21 protein-coding genes and 1 riboswitch are annotated in these 23549 nt (G+C 46.4%); of the genes, 8 read left to right on the top strand and 13 right to left on the bottom strand.

The window, feature by feature from the left end; translation table 11 throughout:
* Positions 1 to 1443 (top strand): RagB/SusD family nutrient uptake outer membrane protein, encoded by a 1443-nt coding sequence (locus tag FSB84_RS01490; protein WP_130543334.1) that lies wholly within the window; start codon positions 1 to 3, stop codon positions 1441 to 1443.
* Between the two features lie 12 nt (positions 1444 to 1455).
* Positions 1456 to 2694 (top strand): thioredoxin family protein, encoded by a 1239-nt coding sequence (locus FSB84_RS01485; RefSeq protein ID WP_130543335.1) that lies wholly within the window; start codon positions 1456 to 1458, stop codon positions 2692 to 2694.
* A 65-nt stretch (positions 2695 to 2759) separates the two neighbouring features.
* Here the strand turns inward: FSB84_RS01485 and FSB84_RS01480 are convergent, their stop codons facing one another.
* The 5 genes from FSB84_RS01480 to FSB84_RS01460 all read right to left on the bottom strand — a co-directional run bounded on the left by FSB84_RS01480 (position 2760) and on the right by FSB84_RS01460 (position 7616).
* On the bottom strand, positions 2760 to 4016 hold the full coding sequence (locus FSB84_RS01480; protein ID WP_130543336.1) for a homoserine dehydrogenase: 1257 nt from the start codon (positions 4014 to 4016) through the stop codon (positions 2760 to 2762).
* Positions 4017 to 4055: 39 nt separating this feature from the next.
* Entirely contained in the window at positions 4056 to 4496 is a 441-nt protein-coding gene (gene queF, locus FSB84_RS01475) for a preQ(1) synthase (RefSeq protein WP_127126651.1), read from the bottom strand.
* Positions 4497 to 4508: 12 nt separating this feature from the next.
* Positions 4509 to 5696, bottom strand: coding sequence for a trans-sulfuration enzyme family protein (locus tag FSB84_RS01470; RefSeq protein ID WP_130543337.1), 1188 nt, complete (start codon positions 5694 to 5696; stop codon positions 4509 to 4511).
* A gap of 247 nt (positions 5697 to 5943) precedes the next feature.
* A riboswitch (SAM riboswitch) is annotated at positions 5944 to 6064 on the bottom strand.
* Positions 6065 to 6165: 101 nt separating this feature from the next.
* Positions 6166 to 6807 (bottom strand): porin family protein, encoded by a 642-nt coding sequence (locus FSB84_RS01465; RefSeq protein WP_130543338.1) that lies wholly within the window; start codon positions 6805 to 6807, stop codon positions 6166 to 6168.
* Between the two features lie 131 nt (positions 6808 to 6938).
* Positions 6939 to 7616 carry an OmpA family protein gene (locus tag FSB84_RS01460; protein ID WP_130543339.1) on the bottom strand — a complete coding sequence of 226 codons (678 nt, stop codon included), beginning with the start codon at positions 7614 to 7616 and terminating at the stop codon, positions 6939 to 6941.
* A 351-nt stretch (positions 7617 to 7967) separates the two neighbouring features.
* On the opposite strand from FSB84_RS01460, the gene uvrA reads away from it, so the two are divergent.
* The 3 genes from uvrA to FSB84_RS30600 are packed head-to-tail and all read left to right on the top strand — an operon-like array spanning position 7968 to position 11630.
* Complete coding sequence (gene uvrA, locus FSB84_RS01455; protein ID WP_130543340.1) at positions 7968 to 10859, top strand: excinuclease ABC subunit UvrA; 2892 nt, start codon at positions 7968 to 7970, stop codon at positions 10857 to 10859.
* Positions 10860 to 10878: 19 nt separating this feature from the next.
* Positions 10879 to 11400 (top strand): 5' nucleotidase, NT5C type, encoded by a 522-nt coding sequence (locus FSB84_RS01450; protein WP_130543341.1) that lies wholly within the window; start codon positions 10879 to 10881, stop codon positions 11398 to 11400.
* Positions 11397 to 11630, top strand: coding sequence for a hypothetical protein (locus tag FSB84_RS30600; protein WP_158643743.1), 234 nt, complete (start codon positions 11397 to 11399; stop codon positions 11628 to 11630). Before FSB84_RS01450 ends, FSB84_RS30600 begins: the two co-directional genes overlap by 4 nt.
* 23 nt (positions 11631 to 11653) lie before the next feature.
* Here the strand turns inward: FSB84_RS30600 and FSB84_RS01445 are convergent, their stop codons facing one another.
* From FSB84_RS01445 to aspS, 7 genes are all read right to left on the bottom strand, one after another.
* Complete coding sequence (locus tag FSB84_RS01445) at positions 11654 to 12061, bottom strand: T9SS type A sorting domain-containing protein (protein ID WP_158643742.1); 408 nt, start codon at positions 12059 to 12061, stop codon at positions 11654 to 11656.
* Positions 12062 to 12127: 66 nt separating this feature from the next.
* The gene (locus tag FSB84_RS01440; RefSeq protein WP_130543343.1) at positions 12128 to 13078 is read right to left on the bottom strand and encodes a DUF6089 family protein; all 951 of its coding nucleotides are present in this window, start codon (positions 13076 to 13078) and stop codon (positions 12128 to 12130) included.
* A 153-nt stretch (positions 13079 to 13231) separates the two neighbouring features.
* Positions 13232 to 13690 (bottom strand): GNAT family N-acetyltransferase, encoded by a 459-nt coding sequence (locus tag FSB84_RS01435; protein WP_130543344.1) that lies wholly within the window; start codon positions 13688 to 13690, stop codon positions 13232 to 13234.
* 19 nt (positions 13691 to 13709) lie between these two features.
* Positions 13710 to 14999, bottom strand: coding sequence for a replication-associated recombination protein A (locus tag FSB84_RS01430; RefSeq protein ID WP_130543345.1), 1290 nt, complete (start codon positions 14997 to 14999; stop codon positions 13710 to 13712).
* A 96-nt stretch (positions 15000 to 15095) separates the two neighbouring features.
* Positions 15096 to 15611 carry a hypothetical protein gene (locus tag FSB84_RS01425; RefSeq protein ID WP_130543346.1) on the bottom strand — a complete coding sequence of 172 codons (516 nt, stop codon included), beginning with the start codon at positions 15609 to 15611 and terminating at the stop codon, positions 15096 to 15098.
* Between the two features lie 82 nt (positions 15612 to 15693).
* Positions 15694 to 17046 (bottom strand): TlpA family protein disulfide reductase, encoded by a 1353-nt coding sequence (locus FSB84_RS01420; RefSeq protein WP_158643741.1) that lies wholly within the window; start codon positions 17044 to 17046, stop codon positions 15694 to 15696.
* 132 nt (positions 17047 to 17178) lie between these two features.
* Positions 17179 to 19017: an aspartate--tRNA ligase gene (gene aspS, locus FSB84_RS01415; protein WP_130543348.1), complete on the bottom strand. Its 1839-nt coding sequence runs from the start codon at positions 19015 to 19017 to the stop codon at positions 17179 to 17181.
* A gap of 255 nt (positions 19018 to 19272) precedes the next feature.
* Here aspS and FSB84_RS01410 point away from each other — a divergent pair, with 255 nt between their 5' ends.
* The 3 genes from FSB84_RS01410 to FSB84_RS01400 all read left to right on the top strand — a co-directional run bounded on the left by FSB84_RS01410 (position 19273) and on the right by FSB84_RS01400 (position 22454).
* Positions 19273 to 20073, top strand: a complete 801-nt coding sequence (locus FSB84_RS01410) for a zinc-dependent peptidase (RefSeq protein WP_158643740.1) — start codon at positions 19273 to 19275, stop codon at positions 20071 to 20073.
* 194 nt (positions 20074 to 20267) lie between these two features.
* Positions 20268 to 21233 (top strand): hypothetical protein, encoded by a 966-nt coding sequence (locus FSB84_RS01405; RefSeq protein ID WP_130543350.1) that lies wholly within the window; start codon positions 20268 to 20270, stop codon positions 21231 to 21233.
* A gap of 408 nt (positions 21234 to 21641) precedes the next feature.
* Positions 21642 to 22454 (top strand): helix-turn-helix domain-containing protein, encoded by an 813-nt coding sequence (locus FSB84_RS01400; RefSeq protein ID WP_130543351.1) that lies wholly within the window; start codon positions 21642 to 21644, stop codon positions 22452 to 22454.
* 17 nt (positions 22455 to 22471) lie between these two features.
* Here FSB84_RS01400 and FSB84_RS01395 read toward each other — a convergent pair whose 3' ends face one another.
* Entirely contained in the window at positions 22472 to 23527 is a 1056-nt protein-coding gene (locus tag FSB84_RS01395) for an NAD(P)/FAD-dependent oxidoreductase (RefSeq protein WP_130543352.1), read from the bottom strand.
* Positions 23528 to 23549 lie beyond the last annotated feature (22 nt).

Below are 23549 nucleotides of genomic sequence, written 5' to 3'. Positions count from 1 at the left end.
ATGAAAAGAATAGCATCAAACATCAATAATATTTTTTCCGGAGCCGGCAACAGGCTGCTTGCTGCCTGCCTGGCTGCCGGAATGCTGCTCAGTTCCTGTGAGAAGTTCGTAGCAGTGGAAGACCCTCCGCATCAGCTTACAAAAGAGAAGGTATTCACCAACGATAATTCCGCTACCTCCGCCATGTTATCGGTTTATATCGATATCATGAACGATCAATATGGTAATGCAGGCTCTTTCGTTTGCTTCTCCATGAGCTCACTCGCCGGCATGTCGGCCAATGAAATGATCTGGACACAAAGCAATACCACGGCTCCCATTTTCCAGGAATACACAGATCATGAACTGACACCGGAGAATATCTATGTACATACCATCTGGAAAGATGGCTACAGGTATATTTATCGTATCAATGAAGTGTTGCAGGGATTGACTAATGCAACAGGTATGACCGATGCTGTGAAAACCCAGTTGGAAGGAGAAGCGAAATTCATGCGCGCTTTCTGTTATTTCTATTTCGTGAACCTCTTTGGAGATGTGCCACTGGTACTGCAGACTAATTACCAGGAAAACATGTTGCTGCCAAGAACACCCGCTGCAAGAGTGTGGGAACAGATCATCACAGATCTGAAAGATGCGAAAGCTTTGCTGAAAGAAACTTATCCAACTGCGGAGCGGCTGCGTCCCAATCTTTATACAGCCACTGCACTGTTGTCGCGCGCTTATCTCTATCTCGGTAAATGGGAAGATGCAGAGATGGAAGCAAATGCGATCATTGAGTCAGGTAAATACGGAACAGGATTGCCTGCCTTGAATGAAGTATTCAAAAAAGCCAGTCCTGAAGCCATCTGGCAGTTGCAACCGGTACGCGCCAATTTCAATACTGCCGAGGGCTCGCAATTCCTGGTAGTGGGTGCAACCCGTCCCAATTACGAGCTCACCCAGGCAATGCTCGATGCTTTTGAAACGGATGATGATCGCAAACAGGAATGGGTGGGCTTCAGTGATCCCGTGAATAATCCCAAATGGGCCTTCCCGGCAAAGTATAAGGCTGCTACCGGAGCAGTAACTGAATATTATGTAATGTTCAGACTGGCCGAGCAGTACCTGATCCGCAGTGAGGCGAGGGCAAGGCAGGGTGCAGGGAAATTACTGACGGCAAAGCAGGATCTCGATGTGGTGCGTACACGTGCAGGTCTGCTTCCTGCTATCGCTGCTGATCAGGCTGCAGTGCTGAATGCTATCGAACAGGAACGCCGTGTTGAATTCTTTGCAGAATTCGGTCATCGCTGGTTCGATCTGAAAAGAACGGATAAAGCAGAAGCTGTACTGAAACCTGTGTCGCCGCCAAACACCTGGAAGGCCGGTGATGTATGGTTCCCCATACCAGGCCTCGAGATCATGGCAAACCCTAAACTGGAACAGAACGAAGCATACAAGTAAAAAGAGAATTAGATGAATCTTACTTTCAACTTCATAAAATGCAGGCTGGCTTTTTTAGCAAGCTTGCTTTTCATTTCCTCAGCATCAAATGCGCAGGGGATTGAATTCATGCATAACCTCGATTCCGCACTGGCGAAAGCAAAGTCTGAAAAGAAGATGGTATTTGTGGATTTTTATACTTCCTGGTGTGCTCCCTGCAAAATACTATCAACTACCGTATTTCCTTTGCCTGAAGTGGGAACGTACTATAATTCCAATTTCATCAACTGCAAAGTGCAGTGTGATGATAAAGGCGCAGGAGAATTGGTTGGGAAAAAATATAAGATCAACGCATATCCTACTTTGATGTTCATGGATGCGGAAGGCAACAATATCCATTCCATGGCTGGTGCGCCGGATAGCAAAGGGTTGATCGAATTGGGCAAAACAGCGCTGGACCCCAACAACAATCAGCTTTCCCTGGTACATGAATGGGAGAACGGCAATAGGGAGCATGCATTCCTGGTGAACTACTTCAATACAATGAAGAAGGCTTACCGGAACGAAAAAGCTACTGCTGATTTTGAAACCTGGTTCAAAACGCTGGCTAAAAAGGAGAAGGCTGCAAAAAATACTTTTGATTTGCTTGCATTGGTGAAGAGTGCGCCTTTCTCTGTTCCTTTCGAGTATATGGAAAACAATAAGAAAGATTTTTACAAGTCCGTTGGTCAGGTAACAATCGACAGCTTTCTGGCTTCCACTTATCTCTGGTATTTCAAAGGAATTCAGTATACAGGGCTTATCAATAAGGATCTTACAAAGTTCAATGCTGAAATGAAGAAATTCAAAGCAAAGAATTATCCTTACTATGATGAGTATGCGGAATTCTATAATGTATTCGATGCAAAGGACAATAATGGAAAAGATGACATCAATGAATACATGAAAAGGGGATCGGCATTCCTTGCCAAATATGGAAAGAAAAATGATAGCTACACCGTTTCGCTTTCAAGTATGCTCGGCAATTACACCGGAGGAAAGGACCAGGGGCTGGCAGGCATTCAATGGATGGAAGAGTTGCTGAGCAGGAACCGGAATCCACAATACTTCAGCACATACATCTATATCCTGTGGAGGAATCATCATTGGGAAAAGGCCCTTGCTGTCTGCCATGAGTGGAAAGATTATATGGCACGCGAAGGAAAACCAACTGCCAATATTGAAAGACAGATCGAACAGATCAAAGGCTACAAAAAAAAGTACGGTGATTAATTGAGAAGAGCATAAAAGCCGGCAAAACTTGCCGGCTTTTATTATTCAATCATTCGATCACATCACTATACGATCCCTGCCAGTTCCAGGCTTTTCTTTTTCAGTTTCCTGATCTCCACATCTTCGATGATGGCATCCGGCGAAAGGATCAATGAAGTATTGTTTTCTCTCCACCAGCTATTGCTGCGCAGCTCATCGAAGCTCAGCACGCCAACCAGGTATTTTCGATCGGTTTCTGCATGCCATTCTTCGATCCACTCGAACTTGTCTTTGGGGATGTATTTCCAGTCGTCGAAGCTAACGTATACGCGCACGTAGAAATCGTTGGTGAGTTCCTGCGGAGTATGGTGGTAGAGTTTTTTGTATTCGTATTTGTACTGGTAGCGGAGTGCGGAGAGGTCGCTCAGTACAGCGGATGCTGTAGGGAAGCTGCCTGCGCCTTTGCCGTAGAAGAATTGTTTGTCGGCAAATCCGCTCTCGATCACCACACCATTGTATTCGTTCTTAACGAAAGCGAGGTGGTCGTCATGTTTGATGAATTGTGGCAGTACAAAGGCCGCCACTTTTCCATTCTGTAATTTTTTTGCCTGGGCTACCAGTTTGATATCGTAATGTTTTTCGCGGGCAACATTGGCGTCTCCTGCCTGTACGTTCTGGATACCATTGAACACGATATTGTCGGGATGTTCGATGATGCCATAAGCGTGCGTGAGAAGGAAGGCCCATTTGTTCACGGCGTCATATCCTTCCACATCCAGTGTGGGATCGGATTCAGCAAAGCCGAGCTGTTGCGCCAGGATGAGAGCATCGCGGAAGCTCAGGTTTTCTTCGAACATCTTGGTGAGGATGAAGTTGGTTGAGCCATTCACGATAGCCTTGATAGAATGGAGGAGATCGTTATCGTAATACTCTTCCAGGTTGCGGATCACGGGAATAGACGCACAGGCGGCGGCTTCGCAGAGGAAGGAGCGGTCTGTTTGTTTTTGCAGTTCCAGCAATTCAGGCAGGTGTTCTGCAATCATTTTCTTGCTGGCGCTTACAACATCTTTTCCATTCTTCAGAGCAGTGGAAACGATATGGAAAGCATTCTCGGATTCATTGATCACTTCCACGATCACATTGATCTCGGGATCATTGAGCAGAACGTCTTTATCTGTTGTGAAGAGAGAATCGGGTGCGTTGCGTTTCTTTTCCGGGTTCTTGATACATACCTTCTTTATGCTGGCTTTCAGTGAAGGCGTTTGCTGCAGCACTTTGTAAAGTCCTTCGCCCACTACGCCAAAACCGAATAAGCCGATCGTCAATTGTTTGTGTGCGTCCATCGTTGATGATTATATATTGAGTGTTTTATTAGATACAGATTACATGGTTACTTCCCATTCGTCTTCAATGAGTTTCCAGTCATTGAAGGCTTCTTTTCCGCCGCGGATCTTCCAGTCTGAGTCGATAGTCAGCTTGGAGCTGATGCCGCCTCTGGGATTGCAGATCATTACGAGCCGCATTCGCGCTGGTTCGTAAGCTGCCTGGAGATCATCATAAATGATATTGATCAGTCGCTCGTAGGAGGCAACGATGTTTCGCAGCTGGAAGATGTATTGTTTGAGTGATTTCAGTTCTATCACTTTTTTTCCGGGATAGAAGGTGAGGTAGATCACTGCAAAGTCCGGTTGCTCTTTTACACCGAGGAAGGTGAATTCGGGGATTTTGATCTTGATCTCGTACGCCTGGTCTGTAGGGTTCGGGATGCCTTTCAAAATGGTCCGGTCGATGTCTTTGTACGTTTTGATTATTTCCTGGCTCATAATATTTGAAACTTAACAGGCTGCTACTTGATGAGTATTTGATTTTTCGAGTTTGGCAGCGCTGGTATTGAATGCTTGATCGAGATCGCTGATCAGGTCCTGAACATCTTCGAGTCCGAGACTGAGTCTGATGAGGCTGTCTGAAACACCCGCCGCCTGGCGCTTTTCAGCGGGGATGGATTTATGCGTCATGCTGGCCGGATGGCTCACAAGGCTCTTGATGCCGCCGAGGCTTTCGGCCAGCTTGAATAATTTAGTGGATGTAACCAGTGCAGTGGCTGCATCGAGATGGTCCTGCTTCAGTGAGAAGCTTACGATACCGCCAAAACCTTTAGATTGCTTTTTAGCTGTTGCGTGATTGGGATGTGATGCGAGGCCGGGATAATACACTTTGTCAACTGCAGGATGCTGCTCCAGGTATTTTGCAATTGCGAGTGCGCTTTCACTGTGCTGGCGGATGCGGAGGTGTAATGTTTCGATGCCGCGGATCACCAGCCAGCTGTCGAATGGCCCGAGGATATTACCGGTTGCATTCTGATAGAATTTGATGCGTGCGCCGAGCTCGGGATCCTTGGTTACTACCAGTCCGGCGATCAGATCGCTATGGCCTCCGAGATATTTTGTGGCAGAGTGTACAACAATATCGGCTCCGAGCAACAGCGGTTGTTGCAGGGCGGGAGTAGCGAAAGTATTGTCAACACAAAGCCAGGCATTGCTTGCTTTGGCGATCTTCGCAATGGCTTCGATGTCTGAGATCTTCAAAGTGGGATTGGTAGGTGTTTCCAGCCAGATCAGTTTTGTTTTTGGTGTGATGGCATCCAGTACTTTGGCGGGATCGGATGTGTCAACAAAATTGATCTTGATACCGAATTGTTCATACACCTGTGTGAAGAGGCGGTAGGCGCCGCCATAGATATCATCTACAGCAACGATCTCGTCTCCTGTTTTGAGAAGTTTGGCAACGGCGTCGATGGCTGCGAGACCTGATGCGAATGCGAGGCCGGTTGCGCCGCCTTCGAGCTGCGCGATCAGTGATTCCAGTGTGGCGCGTGTGGGATTACCGCTGCGCGCATAGTCGTACCCTTTATTCACACCCGGTGCATCCTGCACGAAGGTGGAAGTCTGATAGATGGGCACGGATACAGCTCCGGTCAATGGATCAACGGGGATGCTGTGAATGAGTTGTGTTGTCGCTTGCATGATAAACAGTTTTTGTGATGAGTGCTTTTGTTGTTGTGTTTTTTCAGTCAGCACCATCGTTGATGATTGTTGAATAAACAGTGTTCTGCGACAGCCATTATCAAGAGTGGAGAACGATCGGAGAGCGTTGATTTGCGGAGATACCGGAGCTGGCAAGCGTGCCGGTAGGGGCAAAAAAAAACTCTTCCGATAGTCAGGAAGAGCTTTTCAATATGTTTTGAGGTCGTATTGTTTGAAGCTATTATCTGACTTATCAGTCCGTTGTTAAACGGTGGTATTGGCACCTTTTTCTTTCCGGCATTGCTGTCGTAAAGAATAGGTTGTCAAGGCTTCATCGGGCCATTTCCCTCTGCCTTTCTTGATAAGAGATGTAAAAAGAACTGGTGCAAAGATAATGAGCAAATCGAAATAAACAAAAAAACCTGGAGACCGAAGTCTCCAGGTTGTTATTACGGCGGAATGAGACCGATTAGAATCTGTAGCCTACAGATACACCAAATGAAGTATTTTTCATTTTGGTGTCATCCAGCTTTTCGCCCTGGAATTTTGGGGACAGGTTTGCCATACCCAACTGAGCGTTCAACTGAACTGAGAATTTGTTGGTAAATTCATAACCAAACAAAAGGTTTCCACCGAAGTCGAGACGTTTCATTGAATACAAATATTCATTCTCATTCTCAACATCATTGGTGAATTCAATATCCATGTCATCTCCATCTCCTTTGAATTTACCGCCTACAGCGATTCCAAGATAGGGGCCTACACCAAGGAGAAGCCTGCCTGTTCCAACTTCTGGTTTATACAGGAAGTTCACAGGAACTTCAGCATAGGAGATGTTGATTTTTCCATCGCCTTCGTCTGCTTTCGCTCCTTTTGTGCTGAACAGAACACCTGGCTGAATGAAGAATTCATCTGCAAGAGGAATTTCAGCGTTCACACCTACGTGGAAACCAGCTTTCATTTTGAGATCTAGATCATTTCCTCCAATCTCGCCATTCAAGTTAGTGAAGTTCACACCTGCACGAACACCGAAAGTGGTTTTGTTCTGTGCGGTTGCTGCACCTGCCATCAGAGCTAAAACTGCGCTAAGAGCCAAAAATTTCCTTTTCATTTTTTGGTTTTTTTATTTAAGAATTGAAATTAGGGCTGGATTATAAATAAGTAATTGATCTCGGATGCCCTGTTTAATTTCAATTTTCCCATGTTAATAAGCACAATATGCAAAAACGTATAATATGCTAATTAATTGTTCGATTCTTTCTTGGCATCAGATTTCATTTTCTCGTTGGCTGTGATCAGGAAGTTCACGCGACGGTTTTGTGCGCGGCCTTCGTCTGTGTCATTGGTAGCCACGGGAGCTGATTCACCATAACCTTTGGTAGTTACACGGCCTGAAGCAACACCATTCCTGGTGAGGTAACCGGCCACTGAAGTTGCCCTTCTCTGGGAAAGCTGCATGTTGTACTCATCGGTACCTCTTGAATCAGTATGCCCCTGAACCTCGATATTGGTATCAGGATACTCTTTCAGGATCTGAACCAGTTTGTTCAGGCTGTTCTCTGTTGCAGGAGTGAGGTCTGCCTTGTCGAAACCGAACAATACGGCATTCTTGTCTGCAAACTCAACAACGATACCTTCGCCAACACGCTCAACGGTAGCACCTGGTACTTCGTTCTTGATCTCAGCAGCCTGTTTGTCCATTTTCTTACCGATCACAGTACCGGTTACACCACCTACTGCAGCACCAATGATAGCGCCCAGTGCCGCATTACCTGCCACTTTACCGATGATGGCACCTGCCGCGGCGCCACCTGCCGTTCCGATCACTGCTCCTTTTTGAGTTTTGTTCATGCTGCTGCAGCCAGCTAATAAAACTGATGCTGCCATAAGTCCTGTCAGGGTGTTTTTAAGTAATTTCATAGTCTTTTTTTTTAATGTAATCAAGGTAACTTTCTAATGAACTGAGTGTTCGCTAATTATCAGAGCGGGCTTTATGATGCTGCAAAACTCATCAAAATTAGTTACAATCCGAAAATCAGAATATCCACCTGATCTTGAAAACTCATCCTTGCGCTTTCAATTTTTGTACCACATTCCCATTTTGTCACCTATCTCATTGAACCTGAATGCTAAAAAGTAGTAAGACTTCTACAACTTTTCCGCCCGCCTTTTGTTCTTATCTTTGATGTTTTCCCGGTTGGGACTGCAATTTGTGTATATATCTCACTAAAACCTCATCCCGGAAAAAATTTAAATACAGCCTCTGCAATTATGGCAAATGTGAAAGTAAACAAGGCAGTGTCAGGTGAAAACGGACAAAATAACGGAACCACACAGCAGGAAATGATCGATGTCTTTGGAGCCCGGGTACACAATCTCAAGAATATCGACATCAGTATTCCAAAAAATAAATTAGTGGTGATCACAGGTATCTCCGGCAGCGGAAAATCATCCCTCGCCTTCGATACCATTTATGCCGAAGGGCAACGCCGCTACATGGAAAGTTTCGGCGCTTATGCCAGACAGTTCATCGGCGATATGGAAAGACCGGATGTAGATAAGATCACCGGGCTTTCCCCCGTTATCTCCATCGAACAGAAAACCACCAATAAAAACCCGCGCTCAACCGTAGGCACTATCACCGAGGTATACGATTTCATGCGTCTCCTGTACGCACGTATCGGCGAAGCTTACAGTTACAATACCGGGAAAAAAATGGTGAAGTTCTCCGAAGAGGAGATCGTGAGCAACGTGTTCCAGCGTTTCACCGGAAAAAAGATCACCCTCCTGGCTCCACTTGTGCGTGGCCGTAAGGGACACTACCGCGAGCTGTTTGAAGATATCCGTAAGAAAGGGTACCTCAAGGTGAGGGTAGACGGTGAAGTGAAAGACCTGGTGCCGAAGATGCAGGTTGACCGTTACAAGATCCATGATATCGAAGTAGTGGTAGACAGACTCCCTGTTACACCTGATATGAAACTCCGCCTCAGCCAGAGTGTTCAGAAAACCTTGCAGACCGGCAAAGACCTGATGTTCCTCCTGGTGAACGACAGCGATAAAGTGATCCAGTACTCCAAACAACTGATGTGCGAAGACACAGGCATCAGTTACGAAGAACCTTCTCCCAACTCATTTTCGTTCAACAGTCCTTACGGAGCATGCCCCACCTGCAAAGGACTTGGGGTAGTCTACCAGGTAAGCATGGACGCGATCATACCGGATCCTGAACGCAGTATTAATGAAGGCGGTATCGCACCATTGGGCGAAGAAAGGGAGAACACCATCTTTAAACAGGTACAGCAACTGGCGAAGAAACATAAATTCAAAATGGATGTGCCGGTAAAGGACCTTCCCGCCAAAGCCATGAATATTTTGTTGTACGGCAACGAAACCGGCCCGGAAGAAGATGAGCACCTCGATTTTGATACGGTGGATACTGAGGCTAACTTATACATGACGGAGTTCGAAGGTATCGTGCCCCAGCTCAAACGCTGGTTCGCGGCCAGTTCCAGCGATGCCATCCGCCAATGGGTAGAGCAGTTCATGGAATTGAAAGCATGTCCCACCTGCGATGGGGCCAGGCTGAAAAAAGAAAGTCTCTGGTTCAAAGTGGACGGAAAGAATATTTCCGAACTCAGCGAATTCAATCTCGATAAACTCATGGTCTGGTTCAATAATATTGAAGACAGACTGAGCGATAAACAAAATGTGATTGCGAAAGATATCCTCAAAGAGATCCGTGAAAGAGTACAGTTCCTGCTTGACGTGGGCCTGACCTATCTCACGCTGAACCGCGCCAGCCGCACCCTGAGCGGAGGAGAGAGCCAGCGTATCAGGCTGGCCACGCAGATCGGATCACAATTGCAGGGTATCACCTATATTCTGGACGAGCCCAGTATCGGACTGCATCAACGCGATAACCAGCGCCTCATCACTGCTTTGCAGAACCTCCGGGATATCGGCAACAGTGTGCTGGTTGTGGAGCACGATAAAGATATTATGATGGCTGCGGACCACCTGGTAGACATTGGCCCCAAAGCCGGTTATCACGGCGGAAGAGTAGTGGCGCAGGGCAATCCGCAGAGCCTGCTGAAACTGGATACCCTTACATCTTCTTACCTCAATGGACATCGCGGCATTGCAGTGCCCAAAGAAAGAAGGAAAGGAAACGGAAAATTCCTGGAGATCAAAGGAGCCAAAGGCAATAACCTGAAAGATGTGAGTGTGAAATTCCCGCTGGGGAAATTCATTGTGGTGACCGGTGTGAGCGGTAGTGGCAAGAGCACGCTCATCAATGAAACATTATATCCCATCCTCAGCAAACATGCGTACAACAGCCGCATGACGCCAATGCCTTATAAGTCCGTAAAAGGACTGGAGCATATCGATAAGGTGATCGAGATCGATCAGTCGCCCATCGGACGTACACCCAGAAGCAATCCCGCCACTTACTGTGGTTTCTTTACAGATATCAGAACTTTATTTGCAGCTGTGCCAGAAGCAAAGATCCGCGGATACAACGCAGGTCGTTTCTCTTTCAATGTAAAAGGAGGAAGATGTGATGTTTGTGAAGGCGGCGGTATGCGTGTGATTGAAATGAATTTCCTGCCGGATGTGTATGTGCCCTGCGAAAAATGTCAGGGTAAACGTTACAACCGGGAAACCCTCGAGATCCGTTACAAAGGCAAATCCATCAGCGATGTGCTGGACATGACGGTGGAAGATGCCGTGGTATTCTTCGAGAATGTACCTTACATCTATCGCAAGATCAAAGTGCTGGAAGAAGTAGGACTGGGTTATATCACACTTGGACAATCGGCTGTAACCCTTAGTGGTGGCGAAGCACAGCGTGTGAAGCTGGCCACGGAGCTCGGCAAGCGTGATACTGGTAAAACCTTCTATATTCTTGACGAGCCCACTACAGGGCTTCACTTTGAAGATATCCAGCACCTGCTGGACGTGCTCAACAAACTGGTAGAGCGTGGTAATACAGTGCTGGTGATAGAGCACAATATGGACGTGATCAAAGTAGCTGACCACCTGATCGACCTTGGCCCGGAAGGCGGTGATGGCGGCGGCCGTATTCTATATGAAGGAGTTCCTGAAGGCCTGGTGACTGTAAAAGAAAGTTTCACCGGCAAATTCCTGAAAGACGAACTATAAATTCAGACGAACGATAATTATGAAAAGAGTTTTGGTTGACATGGATGAGGTGATTGCAGATCCGATGACTGCAATGATCAACTGGTACAGGAAAGAATATGGTCTCGATGTGGATTACACGAAAATGAAAGGCTCCTGGGCAAACGGATTCCCGGAACAGCACCAGCACCTGATCCGTGCAAGATTGAATGAACCCGGTTTCTTCCGCCATTTGCCGGTGATGAAAAACAGCCAGCGCGTACTGGCTGAGATCAATAAAAAGTATGAACTCTTCATCGTATCAGCTGCTACGGAATTTCCCAATTCACTGAAAGATAAGATCGACTGGCTGGGAGATCATTTCTCCTTCATCAGTTGGAAACAGGTTGTGCTTTGTGGCGACAAGCGTCTTTGTGTGGGAGATTATCTCATTGATGATCATACGAAGAACCTGGTGCATTTTGCCGGCAAACCTTATCTTTTCGATGCTGCGCATAACAAAGATGTGAAGGAATATGAAAGGCTGCATAACTGGGAAGAAGTGGCCAATGCCCTCCTGTGAAAAATACCCGCTTAATAAAAAAACAAATGGCCGGCAATTACTCATCGCCGGCCACTGAGGATACTGGAAGAACCAGAAGAACTTTATTTGCTTTTCCCAATAAGCAAGAGCAGGGAGTGATCAATAAAATCTTTTTTGATTTGGGTACTGAAAATATAGGGAACGGATCAGGTTTGACTCAACCGGATTATTGGATTTTACTAATTTCCCTGCTGCTTACTGGTTATTAGTTATGGAAAAGCAAAGAACTATCTTATAGTACGATCACCTGCCCGTTTTCGATCCGCTCATCATCACTGAACACTTCAAACAGGTAATTACCTTTTTCTAAGTTGCGCACAATAGTGGTCTGATTGTTTTTGATATTCGCCTGCTTAACGAGTTTTCCTTCCACGTTGAACAGGTAGAACTGGTATACTCTGCCTTCCACGCCTTCAGCATTGAAGAACAAGGCTTCGTGCTTTGCGTTTGGAAAGAGTTTTACCTTATGTTTTTTACTGGTCACTTTCTTCTGAACAACAATGGAGTCGCGCGTGGCAGCCTGCGGTGAAGCTGGTTGTGCTGCGGCAGAGGAGGATGTTGTTGCCAGCGTTATCGAAAGCGCCAGGGCTGATACAATATGAAACGATCGATGTTTTCTGTAGGGTACAAATAATTGCATAGGCATATCATTAATTGAACAGCGCAATTATTAAAGGGTACGGATCAACTAAAAATTTATTTCGGATTAGAACCTGATCGGACAACGGGTTGAGTTGTTATAACTTTCACCACTGCCTAACCTGATGCCCAGCTTGATACCGAATGTATAATAGGCATCGTTGTTGGATTCGGTTCCTCTTTTTCTTCCTGGAGCATGGTTTACCGGATCAAGGGCCTTGTTGGCCATTCTTGCTGCCAGTTGTGCTTTTGCTACCGGGAAATATTTATAGAACAATGCAGGATCGATATAAGTTGTGCTCACGCCATCGATCTGGTCTGTATTGGTTTTCCTGTGGATCACTTCTGCACTGAGGCTCACTTTTTCATTCAGGAAAAACTTCACACCAACTCCCATTGGGATATTCATCTGCGTTAGCTTGGCTACTTTACGGTCGGGATACTCTGCAAATCCCTGTCCTTCCAGGCTCAGCGGGTTGAGGTCAACCCATCTGCCGGTCAGCGGATCCTGACCCTGGGGATTGAACTTGAACATACCCACGCCAATCAGGCCATAGGGGCGGATCTTATGCCATGTGTCTGACTGATCATATTCAAAGAATACGGTCGGATACACTTCCGCAAGCAATAAGCCTTCAGTGAATTTTGATTTGAAATTCTGATTCCGGTTCTTACGGGCTTCTTCATATCCGCCCTTGCCCTTGATGATGGCGTCATCACCTTCAAGCTTTCCGAAATTCCCTGCCAGCCTGAATCCGAGCCATTCGGTGGGTTGATAGGTTACATAAAGACCAAAGGTGAGGTTGGTCATCGGGAAGTTATTATCCTTGAGGAAGGTGGTTCCCTTTCCTGCGTTACCACCAAGGTCACCCAAAAAGTTGGAAGGGCCGATGGTTGCTCCGATTTCCCAGGAAGAAGACTTCTCTCCATACTGGCTGAATGCGGGCAGGCTACCACAGAGAACCGCAAGCGATAATACCCAGCGCTTCCCTACAGAAAAGCGTAGATGCTGTTTCATGAGATATTAGATTTTTAGTTTTCAGACGGTCAATGGATCATGTGTTATATCATCAATAACACCGCTATGCGAAGTATAAACGCAGAATTGTTCATTTTTGTGTGTGACGCACAAAAAAAATTATTGTTGTGAAGGAATTGTGGAAAAGCTTGCTCAGCGTGAGTTATAACGTATCATCTCTATGTGTTCGATATTGTCTTCCATATAGATTGCACTGGATTGTTCAAACCCAAGTGAGTTGTAGAATTGCATGAGGTATAGTTGAGCTCCTATCTTGATATCGTATGTTCCCCATCGTAATTTTACCTCATCGATACTTCTTTGCATCAGTTCTCTTCCTATTCCTGTGCCGCGAACTAACGGTGAGGATACCACGCGACCGATTGAAGGAAGCTCATAGGAAATTCCCGGTGGCACCAGCCGGGTGGATGCAGCCAACAATTCTCCCTGCCATCCCATGAGATGCAAACATTGCTGGTCTTTATTATCCATATCCAGGAAAACACATTGCTGCTCTACAACAAAGACTTCGCTGCGCAGGCGAAGGATGGCATAGAGTTCAGCGGGTGTGAGTGCTGCAAATGGTTTAACTGACCAGGTAGTGGATGACATGATGCAAGTTTGATGATGTTTAATAGCCGTATTTGTCTTTCCAGAGATTTTTCAGATAACGGCGCAGTTCTTCTTCCCTTGCATTTTTTCCGGGAGTGTAGAATGCGCGGCCTGCGAGAGCATCGGGGAGATATTCCTGTTGAGCGAAATTATTTTCGTAACTGTGGGAATACTGGTAACCCTTGCCATAGTCGAGGTTCTTCATCAGTTTGGTGGGAGCATTGCGGATATGCAGTGGTACCGGCAGATCGCCATGCTGATGTACAGCAGCAATGGCTTCGTTGATGGCCATATAGGAAGCATTGCTTTTAGGTGATGAGGCAAGGTACACGGCACACTGGCTGAGAATGATCCTTGATTCGGGATAGCCGATCTTATTCACGGCATCGAAAGTGGTATTGGCCATCACCAGTGCGGTGGGATTGGCATTGCCGATATCCTCACTGGCCAGTATCACCAGTCTTCTGGCGATGAACTTCACATCTTCCCCTCCTTCGATCATGCGCGCGAGCCAGTATACGGCACCGTTAGGATCGCTGCCACGGATGGATTTGATGAAAGCGGAAATGATATCGTAATGCTGTTCGCCGCTTTTGTCGTACATGGCAATGCGTTGCTGGGCAATTTCCATCACTGCATTGTCTGTGACTACGATGGGATGATCCGCATCTCCTGCATTCCCGGTACTGAGTGTATCGATCACCAGTTCAAAGAGGTTAAGCAGTTTGCGCGCGTCGCCGCCTGAGATATTGATGAGAGCTGCAGTTTCTTTGAGATCGATATGCTTTTGACTGAGGAGCTCATCATCCTTCATGGCATGTTGCAGGAGTTTCACCAGGTCTGCTTCATCCAGTGATTTGAGCACATACACCTGGCTCCTGCTGAGGAGGGCGCTGTTCACTTCAAAGCTGGGGTTCTCGGTGGTGGCACCGATCAGCGTAATAGTGCCTTTTTCAACTGCTCCGAGCAGGGCATCCTGCTGTCCTTTGTTGAAACGATGGATCTCATCGATGAAGAGGATCGCTTTATCTGTTCGCTTTGCAATATCGATCACCTCACGAACGTCCTTTACACCGGCGCTGATGGCGCTGAGGGTGAAGAAGGGAAGCTGCAGGGTATGCGCGATGATATTGGCAATAGTGGTTTTACCGGTGCCGGGCGGGCCCCAGAGGATCATGGAGGGTACTTTGCCCTGCTCGATAGAAGTACGCAGTATGCTGCCTTTGCCGGCGAGATGTTGTTGTCCCACCAGTTCATCGAGGCTTTCAGGTCTCAGTCGCTCCGCCAAAGGAATGGATGTAGCTGCCATAGGAAGGGCGAAGTTACTAAAAATATTAGCTAATGAAATGGCAAAAAAACAGGGTAAGGCCAGTGGGCCCGGCCGGAGAACTGGTAAGCTGCAGCCTTATTCAGGATTATCCGTATGCTGTTCGAAAACCCCTTTGAACAATTTCAGATAATAGTAAGTGATAAAAATATGAGTGAGCAGCACAATGCCGTAGATCAGGAAGAAACGCTCGATGAACCGCAGTGTTTTGATGATATCTTCTTTTCCGAAATTGGCTTCGGGAGGCATATTATCCAGGGCCTGGGTAGCTGCTTCATCGGCCAGGTGTGGATTTCCCAGCAAAGTGATGGATTGCATGATGAAGAGTACAGCGATGCCTACTGTGAAGTAGCTGTTCACTTTCATCAGGTCGCGCAATTGTGGCTTGCAGTACATCCTGCGGTCGATGCCGCGTGTCAGGAAACGGAAACTGGTATAGCTGTAAATGATCACGCAGGCAATGAGGAACACGAACAACAGCAGCACGGGATTGGCCAGGGCGGCAGGGATCACAGCCAGAAGCATCAGCGAAAGAAAGCCGGCTACCAGGATCAACGCATAGCTGAGGATACGATACAGGAGCAATGATTTCATCAGTTCGTGTTTTTCAGGCTGCAAGATGCGAAAAAATGGACTGATGAACGATATTAAAAAAGGAACAGGTATTACTGCATGCTCAAAATTGATTGTGCAGTTCGTATGGCTCCAGTATTTGAGCCCTGCCCGTTTCATCCAGTAGCAGATAGAAAGGAATGCCCTGTATATTGAAGTAAGTAGCCAGTGAACTTGAAAAATCACTTTCCAGCAGGTACTGGAATGTTCCCAGGCCCAGCTTCGATGCGGCAGCCTTCCAGCTCTTTTCGTTGGTGTCCAGCGAAAAATACAGCACTTTCAAATTCTTGTCTTCGTATTGCTTTTCAATTTTCTTTACCTCAGCGATAGCAGCAATACAGGGACCACACCAGCTTGCCCAGAAATCGATCAATATCTTTTTCCCTTTGTATTGTTCCAGTAGCAAATCAAGGCGGTGAACAGTTCCTTCCGCTGTTCTCAACTGAGCCTGCTGCATGATATCTGCGGGGATCATCTTGCCATTAACTATCCTTTTCTTGTAAGCCTCCCTCACCGGCCGGGAATATCGTTCCGGAATATCCTGCGATGGAAGGCTGGCAACCAGATTGCCGAAATAATTGAGATCGAGATCAGCAGCCAGTTTGGGCGAGTTGACAAGTAACAGATGCAGCAGGGTTCCTTTCTCAATTCCCTTGTATTTGTTCAGCACGTAGTCAATGGCATTTTGGGGGAAATTCAGACTGTCCTGTTTCCGGAATTGAAGGGTAAGGGATCTTAGCAGCGACATCTGATAAATGGGCTCGTAGAAGATCTCAGCTTTATCCTTATCGAAACTTGTGATGGACAGGCTGTCTGATAATTTACTGAAAGTGGCGGGGTACCTGGCTTTGAAAGATCGTGAATTGGTGAAACGCATCAGTGAATTTACATGTACATATCGAATGTAATGCTTCATGTAATTGAATGCATCACTGGAAAGTTTACCGGAAGCCATGCTATTATCAAGCAGGCTGAGCCTGGCAAAGCTGGCTGAGTCCAGGGCCCGGACATACTCTTCGTAATTGTCTCCCGCGGGATTGTACCGCTTATATGGTAAGAGCAGGTTTTTTATATCCTGTAAGATAGAGTAGTTCTCCGGCCAACTTCCGCCCAGCAGTTTGTATTTTTTCTTTTGGTAATCATAGGCGAAAGCAATGGAGTCGGATGGTCCAATCAGGAAGTTGGGATCTTCCATCGTCAATACAAATACTCTGCTGATCTGAATGGACGTATCAATTGTTTTTCCCTGTTTGCCGGAGAAGTTCAGCAGGGTATCGTTTTCACCGGAAGCAAAGTCGCGCGCTAGTAACAGGAAAGGAGAAACCTGCGTTGTGTCGGGTGTAATGGTAACCACCAGTTTTTGGGCCAATAACGTCAAGGGTAAAACGAGGACAATCAGGGAAAAAAAACTTTTCATGGGCGTTATGATTTTGGAAAGGGGAATGATCATCTGATCTCTATTACTAATTTAACTGATTCTGGGTTATAAAATTCCATAAAAAAACGCTGCCCTTTAGAGCAGCCTTATATTTAAAGAGTTTGAAGCTTCTTATTTCACATCCAGTTTGATGGACAATTCATCCAATTGTTTATCATCGATGGAGGCGGGTGCATCCAGCATCACATCACGGCCGCTGTTGTTCTTGGGGAAAGCGATGAAGTCGCGGATACTTTCGCTGCCACCGAGGATGGCGCAGGTACGGTCGAAGCCAAATGCGATACCACCGTGTGGAGGTGCACCATATTCAAAGGCGCCGAGGAGGAATCCGAATTTGTGCAGGGCTTCTTCCTTGCTCATGCCCAGTGCCGCAAACATCTTCTCCTGCAGTTCGCGCTGGAAGATACGGATGGAGCCGCCGCCGATCTCGTTTCCGTTCAGCACCATATCATAGGCATTGGCCTTGATATGATTGTAAGGATGCTCCAGGTATTTGGCTGCATCGTGGATCACAGGATCATTATCGATCATGGTCTGGATATGGGAAGGCTTGGGCGCTGTGAACGGGTGGTGGCGGGCAACCCAGCGGTTATCATCTTCTGCATATTCGAAGAGCGGGAAGTCCATTACCCAGAGTAATTTGAATTCATCCTTCTTACGGAAGCCGAGGCGTTCACCCATTTCCAGGCGGAGCTCGCTGGCTGCCTTGCGGGTGCGTTCTTCACGGCCTGCCAGGATCAGCACCAGGTCGCCGGCTTTGGCGCCTGCGGCTGTAGCAATGGCGCCCAGCTGTTGTTCGTTGAAGAATTTGTCTACACTGCTCTTGTAGCTGATGGCTCCATTTTCACCGGCAGTACATTTGATATACACCAGTCCCTGCATACCGATCTGCGGACGCTTAACCCAATCCGTTAGTTCGTCGGTTTGTTTGCGGGTGTATTCGGCGCAGCCCGGAACGGCGATAGCGATCACCGTTTCTGCATCGTTGAACACTTTGAAGTCTGTGCCTTCCAGCAATTGTCCTTTTGCAGGCAGTTCATTATTGAGTGTGAATGCGGATTTGATATTGAGCAGTTGCATGCCGAAGCGGATATCCGGCTTGTCGTTGCCGTATTGCCACATGGCGTCTTCCCAGGTCATGCGGGCTACCGGTTCTGTATAGTCGATATTCTTGACGGCTTTGAAGATATGTTTCACCATGCCTTCGAACATATTGAGGATATCTTCCTGCTCCACGAAGCTCATTTCACAGTCGATCTGAGTGAACTCAGGCTGGCGGTCAGCGCGAAGATCCTCATCACGGAAGCATTTGGTGATCTGGTAGTAACGGTCGTATCCGCTCACCATCAGCAGTTGCTTGAAGGTCTGCGGGCTTTGGGGAAGTGCATAGAACTGACCCGGATTCATGCGGGAAGGCACTACAAAGTCGCGCGCTCCTTCGGGAGTAGACTTGATGAGGAAGGGCGTTTCGATATCCATGAAATGGTTATTGTTCAGGTATTCGCGGGCGGCTTTGGCCACGGCGAAACGCAGCTCCAGGTTTTTCTTTACGATATTCCTGCGAAGATCGAGATAACGGTATTTCATACGCAGATCGTCCCCCCCATCGGTTTCATCCTGGATGGTGAAGGGAGGCACTGCTGATTTATTGAGAACGGTAAAAGATGTGATGTTGATCTCGATATCACCTGTAGGGATATTGGGATTCTTATTGGTCCTTTCGGTAACTGTACCTTTTGCCTGTACCACAAATTCCCTTCCGAGTGGTTGCTGATCCAGCTGCTGGTTAAGTTCTTCTCCAAAAAGCAGTTGTGTAATGCCATATCGATCCCGCAGGTCGGCGAATGTGATACTTCCGAATTTTCTAACGCTCTGTATCCATCCGGCCAGCGTAACCTCCTGGCCCTGTTGTGCGATGCGCAGTTCGCCACAGGTATGAGTTCTGTACATGCTTATGTTGATTTTTTATAATATCAATGGTAAACCAATGCTTTGGGAGCAGTGGGGGAGGCAAAGGTAATGCTTTCATAATTTTGTGTGGGGGTACTTCCATTTTCAAATTATTCTTTCTATTTTGTTCCCGATTCAGTTACTAAAAACTCTCCTTCCACCTCCCCTGAAACGCCACCGTAACGAATCCATTCTTTGTGAAAGCCACCGTTGACGCAACGTACCTCTCTATTCACGAAAAGAAAAATGAGCCTTATGGAAATTTTGGTCATTTCCCTGGTGGTGATTGCTATTATCCTGCTTCATGGACCGGTGACCGAGTGCTTTAACCGGTTTTATGTAAAGCGGCAACACAAATCGTTCCTTGCCCAGGAACCCTTCTACCATTCTATTGTTTCCCAACACCTGAAATTTTACAATCGTCTCACGCTGGAGGAGCAGCGCAAATTCCTGTTCCGCACTTTCCTGTTCCGGAAGGCCAAGCGCTTTCATTATATAGAAGTACAGGAAAGCAGCGAAATGCCGATCCTGATCAGTGCCGTTTCTGTGCAGTTGACTTTCGGGCTCGATAAATTCCTGCTCAACTATTTCCGCGATATCTATGTGTTGAAAGATGATTATCACTATGGATTTTATTCGCGTCCCTTCCAGGGCCATGTGGACCATAGCGGCATTTATCTCAGCTGGGATAATTTCATGAAAGGCGTGAGTGGCGAAATGCCCAACTGCAATGTGGGCCTTCATGAAATGGGGCATGCGCTGACGTATGTGAACTTCATCACACAAACGGAAGAGGACAAACATTTCAAAAAGGAATTCAAAAATTTCTCCAAGGTTGCGCGCCCCATTTTTGAAGGTATGCAAAGGGGAGAGAAGAATATTCTCGGAGATTATGCCGGCACCAACTATCACGAGTTCTGGGCCGTGAGCGTGGAAGTGTTCTTTGAGAACCCGCTTCGCATGCGCGAAGAACTGCCTGCGCTTTTCACGGCTATGAGTAAACTGCTGAAGCAGGATCCGCTGGTAATATTGAATATGAATAAAATTGCTGCCTAGCGAATAGATTTTACTTTTCTACATTTTATTGAGAATACAGTTTATCAGAGACCAGGAATGTCCGAAAGGATAGCTCCTGGTTTTTTGTTGGGTATCCTGGGATTTCTTCTTATATTAATTAATGGATATTCGAAGTATTTGATAGTAATCAAATGAATTAAACCTATTCTAGTCCTTCCAAAATTTAAACCGCTATGAAATTTTCCAAGTTATCGATTACAATCTGTATCATAATTTTTCTTGTGGGTTGTTCAAAAACTGGTGATTATACCCCGGTTTCTTCAGGCGCTAAAAATTCATTGCTCAATCCACCACCACCCATCTTTGCCAATGCGATCGGCCAATATGAGGGATACCTTCAAATCATAACAACAAATCCAAGTAATCAGTCAGCACTGGCAGTTGTAAACGCTACCTTGTCAGAAATCAAATATGCTGCACTGGTGAAGCACAACATTGATCTGGAACTGGAATTCGGCACAGACAATATTGGTATTCTCCTGTTTGGATTACTTGAAGTTGCGAAAGAAAGACATATCCAGGGAGGAGGTACTATTGGTACTTACGATCAGTTTCCTGCTCCAGAATATTATTTAACACCATCCGGTGACCCTATGGATTGTGTTTTAAGTGCTATTTCAGCAGTTATTGGAATAGCTGACGCAAAAGCTCTTTATAGATCAGTCCTTGCCGGAGCTTCAAGGCAAACTGTAATAGCGGCAGTGAAATTGATTGGCCGAAGGGTGGCAACAGTAGTAAACGTTGCAATAATGGTGTATAATGTTATTAAGTGCTTTTGGCCAAGTGTTGAAGAACCTCCTCCGCCACCGCCGCTTGTTTCGTCGCCTACGCCTAATCCCAATCCTGGTAGCGGTTCTGGTGCTGGTTCCGGCTTTAGTTATATTCCACATAGTTTTTTCAATAGCGACCGGGAATTCTTTGATCAGCATAAGAATGACATCATTAATTATCTGATGACAAAACAAAGCATGAGTCAATTGGTTGCTGAGCAAGTAGTTGAAATGGTATATACCTGCGGGGGAGATCCAGCGGTCATAGGCACAGCCTGGGTAGAAGATTATTTTAGTGAAGCCGGATCATATGATGACGGCCCTGTGCCCGGCCCCGGTCCCGGTCCTGGTGGCCCGCCAAATCCATAACAATTCGTTACTATAAAATACTTTGAATATGCTATCCTACATTGCTCAAGGTTTCATGGTCCTTCTGCTGGGATTTGTGGTAATTACTCATATCCTGAAGTTGATAGGATTAGTGAGTACCTGGCCGATCATTGCAAAACTTGAACTTAATAAACCACCAGGTAAATTTCATTTGTTCTTATACTACTTGTTAACTATCGGATGTAGTATCTATTCAATCATGTTTTACCTGGATAAATTCAAGTGAACCAACACTACTTTATGGAGCTGACCTGTTTGGGCCGGCTCCATAAAGTAGTTCTTCCTGCGCAAAAACCTGCTCCTCTCAACAAAGAAATTAGGTCTCCTCAACAAAGCGTACGCGAAAATTTCTTCTGAACTTTACGTAACTTTTGAATCTTATTTATCATGGAGTACCAGGCGCAATACATTACACCGGATATCAAGCTGAGCTGTTATGATGACAAATTCTTCAAATCGGAGATCGCTTTCGAACATCATATGCTGATCTGGTTCATATCGGGAGAAACCAAAATTGTGCAACCCGATGGCACAAGGATTTTCAGGGCCGGGGATATTTTTCTCATCCCCAGGAATCAACTGGCCACCATCATCAATTATCCAAAGGATGGTCTGCCTCACAAAACAGTGGTGATGCACCTGACTACTGAAAGGCTGAAAAGATTCTATGATAATATTCATTTCAAACCAGCGGCTGCACCGCAGCCCAGGATCATGAGTTTTGAAGAGCATCCGTTATTGAAAAGTTGCCTTGCTTCACTGATCCCTTATTTTGAAATGAAAGATCCTTTTCCGGAAGATATTGCTTCGTTGAAGATCACAGAAGCCATTACCATCCTGCGTTCCATCGATAAGAAGATCGATGCAGTGCTGGGTAATTTTGAAGAGCCCGGGAAAATAGACCTGCTGGGATTCATGGAGAAGAATTACATGTTCAATATGCCGATGGAAAAATTCGGTTATCTCACGGGCAGAAGCCTCACCACTTTCAAAAGGGATTTCAAGAAAATATTTCAAACCACTCCGCAAAAATGGCTGACGCAGAAACGGCTGGAGCTGGCGCATTTCCAGTTATCACAAAAGAAGGTGAAGCCAATGGATGTATGCTATGAAGTAGGATTTGAAAACCTGTCCCATTTTTCTTTCGCTTTCAAAAAGCAGTTCGGTTATGCGCCTACGGCATTGCAGGAACAGCGATAGTGATCTTTTGAATTGTCTTACCTGGAAAGGATCCTTTTGAACCTTTGAACATCCGCCTCAGGCGTAATGCTGGTTCCATAACGCAGATGCTTTGCCAATTGTTGGGCAAAGAAGGGACCCAGTGAACATCCTTTCGTTCCCATTCCATTAAAGATCCCCACCTGTGAGTGAACCGGATGAAAGCCCACGAATGGCCTGCGTTCCAGGGTGGCCGGACGAACTGCGGCTTTATGGTCCAGCAGTTTGTAAGGTAGCTTCACTGTCTGTTTCAACCAGGTCTCCGCAAACTGTCCGAAGCCGGGCGTGGGATCGATATTATCAAATTCCCAGAGATAGGTGGAGCCAAGCCAGAACACATCCCTGCTCCAGGGGATCAGGCTGAAGCCGCGTTTGAATACGTGCGTATCAGGGAGGCCGGGGATCTCCAGCCAGAGGGCTTCACCTTTGTTGGGAGCGAAGGGTAAAGCGTTGAAGTAAGGAGACGATGCGGAGGTGATACCATCTGCAAATAGTATGTGCGTAGCCGTTATATCCTTGTATTGAATATTGTGGTTGCTCACTTGCAATTGTTCATGGTTGAACCATTCTTCGCGGAGCTGCTGGTTATTGAGCAGACGCTGCCGGTAAGCAGGTAGGATACCGGGGAGATTTACCAGGTAAGCAGGTTGTATTTCCCCGTATCCGAAATCGTAATTGAACCAGGGGCGGAAATTGTTCTCGTCTGATGGCTTCGCGAGGTATTGCTGGTCTTCTTCAAATCTTTTATCGAAACTCACCTTCATCTGTGGAGTTGGGAAGAAGTCGATCACATTCTTCTGTTCGATGGCCGTTACGCCGATTGCTTCACCTAGCAACTGGTAAGCGTTCAATGCAAAGGGCAATACTTCATCGATCATCCAGGTTTTGACGATGCGACGGCCGGTAACGGGATTGATAACTCCTGCCGCCACTTTGGAGGCTGTATTGGATTGTGGTTGGTCTATCACCAAAAAAGAGAAACCTTCCTGTTGGAGATACCAACTGAGGAAGGTTCCTGAAATGCCCTGGCCTATGATGAGGATGTCGATTTGCATGAGGGCAAAATTATGTCGCCCT

It is taken from the genome of Pseudobacter ginsenosidimutans (assembly GCF_007970185.1).
In the GTDB taxonomy this organism is placed as follows: domain Bacteria; phylum Bacteroidota; class Bacteroidia; order Chitinophagales; family Chitinophagaceae; genus Pseudobacter; species Pseudobacter ginsenosidimutans.
This window is presented reverse-complemented; position numbering and strand designations above follow the sequence as displayed.

Coding starts and splice junctions, on each gene's coding strand:
- FSB84_RS01490 (WP_130543334.1), top strand. CDS start 1: ATGAAAAGAATAGCATCAAACATCAATAATATTTTTTCCGGAGCCGGC.
- FSB84_RS01485 (WP_130543335.1), top strand. CDS start 1,456: ATGAATCTTACTTTCAACTTCATAAAATGCAGGCTGGCTTTTTTAGCA.
- FSB84_RS01480 (WP_130543336.1), bottom strand. CDS start 4,016: ATGGACGCACACAAACAATTGACGATCGGCTTATTCGGTTTTGGCGTA.
- queF (WP_127126651.1), bottom strand. CDS start 4,496: ATGAGCCAGGAAATAATCAAAACGTACAAAGACATCGACCGGACCATT.
- FSB84_RS01470 (WP_130543337.1), bottom strand. CDS start 5,696: ATGCAAGCGACAACACAACTCATTCACAGCATCCCCGTTGATCCATTG.
- FSB84_RS01465 (WP_130543338.1), bottom strand. CDS start 6,807: ATGAAAAGGAAATTTTTGGCTCTTAGCGCAGTTTTAGCTCTGATGGCA.
- FSB84_RS01460 (WP_130543339.1), bottom strand. CDS start 7,616: ATGAAATTACTTAAAAACACCCTGACAGGACTTATGGCAGCATCAGTT.
- uvrA (WP_130543340.1), top strand. CDS start 7,968: ATGGCAAATGTGAAAGTAAACAAGGCAGTGTCAGGTGAAAACGGACAA.
- FSB84_RS01450 (WP_130543341.1), top strand. CDS start 10,879: ATGAAAAGAGTTTTGGTTGACATGGATGAGGTGATTGCAGATCCGATG.
- FSB84_RS01445 (WP_158643742.1), bottom strand. CDS start 12,061: ATGCAATTATTTGTACCCTACAGAAAACATCGATCGTTTCATATTGTA.
- FSB84_RS01440 (WP_130543343.1), bottom strand. CDS start 13,078: ATGAAACAGCATCTACGCTTTTCTGTAGGGAAGCGCTGGGTATTATCG.
- FSB84_RS01435 (WP_130543344.1), bottom strand. CDS start 13,690: ATGTCATCCACTACCTGGTCAGTTAAACCATTTGCAGCACTCACACCC.
- FSB84_RS01430 (WP_130543345.1), bottom strand. CDS start 14,999: ATGGCAGCTACATCCATTCCTTTGGCGGAGCGACTGAGACCTGAAAGC.
- FSB84_RS01425 (WP_130543346.1), bottom strand. CDS start 15,611: ATGAAATCATTGCTCCTGTATCGTATCCTCAGCTATGCGTTGATCCTG.
- FSB84_RS01420 (WP_158643741.1), bottom strand. CDS start 17,046: ATGAAAAGTTTTTTTTCCCTGATTGTCCTCGTTTTACCCTTGACGTTA.
- aspS (WP_130543348.1), bottom strand. CDS start 19,017: ATGTACAGAACTCATACCTGTGGCGAACTGCGCATCGCACAACAGGGC.
- FSB84_RS01410 (WP_158643740.1), top strand. CDS start 19,273: ATGGAAATTTTGGTCATTTCCCTGGTGGTGATTGCTATTATCCTGCTT.
- FSB84_RS01405 (WP_130543350.1), top strand. CDS start 20,268: ATGAAATTTTCCAAGTTATCGATTACAATCTGTATCATAATTTTTCTT.
- FSB84_RS01400 (WP_130543351.1), top strand. CDS start 21,642: ATGGAGTACCAGGCGCAATACATTACACCGGATATCAAGCTGAGCTGT.
- FSB84_RS01395 (WP_130543352.1), bottom strand. CDS start 23,527: ATGCAAATCGACATCCTCATCATAGGCCAGGGCATTTCAGGAACCTTC.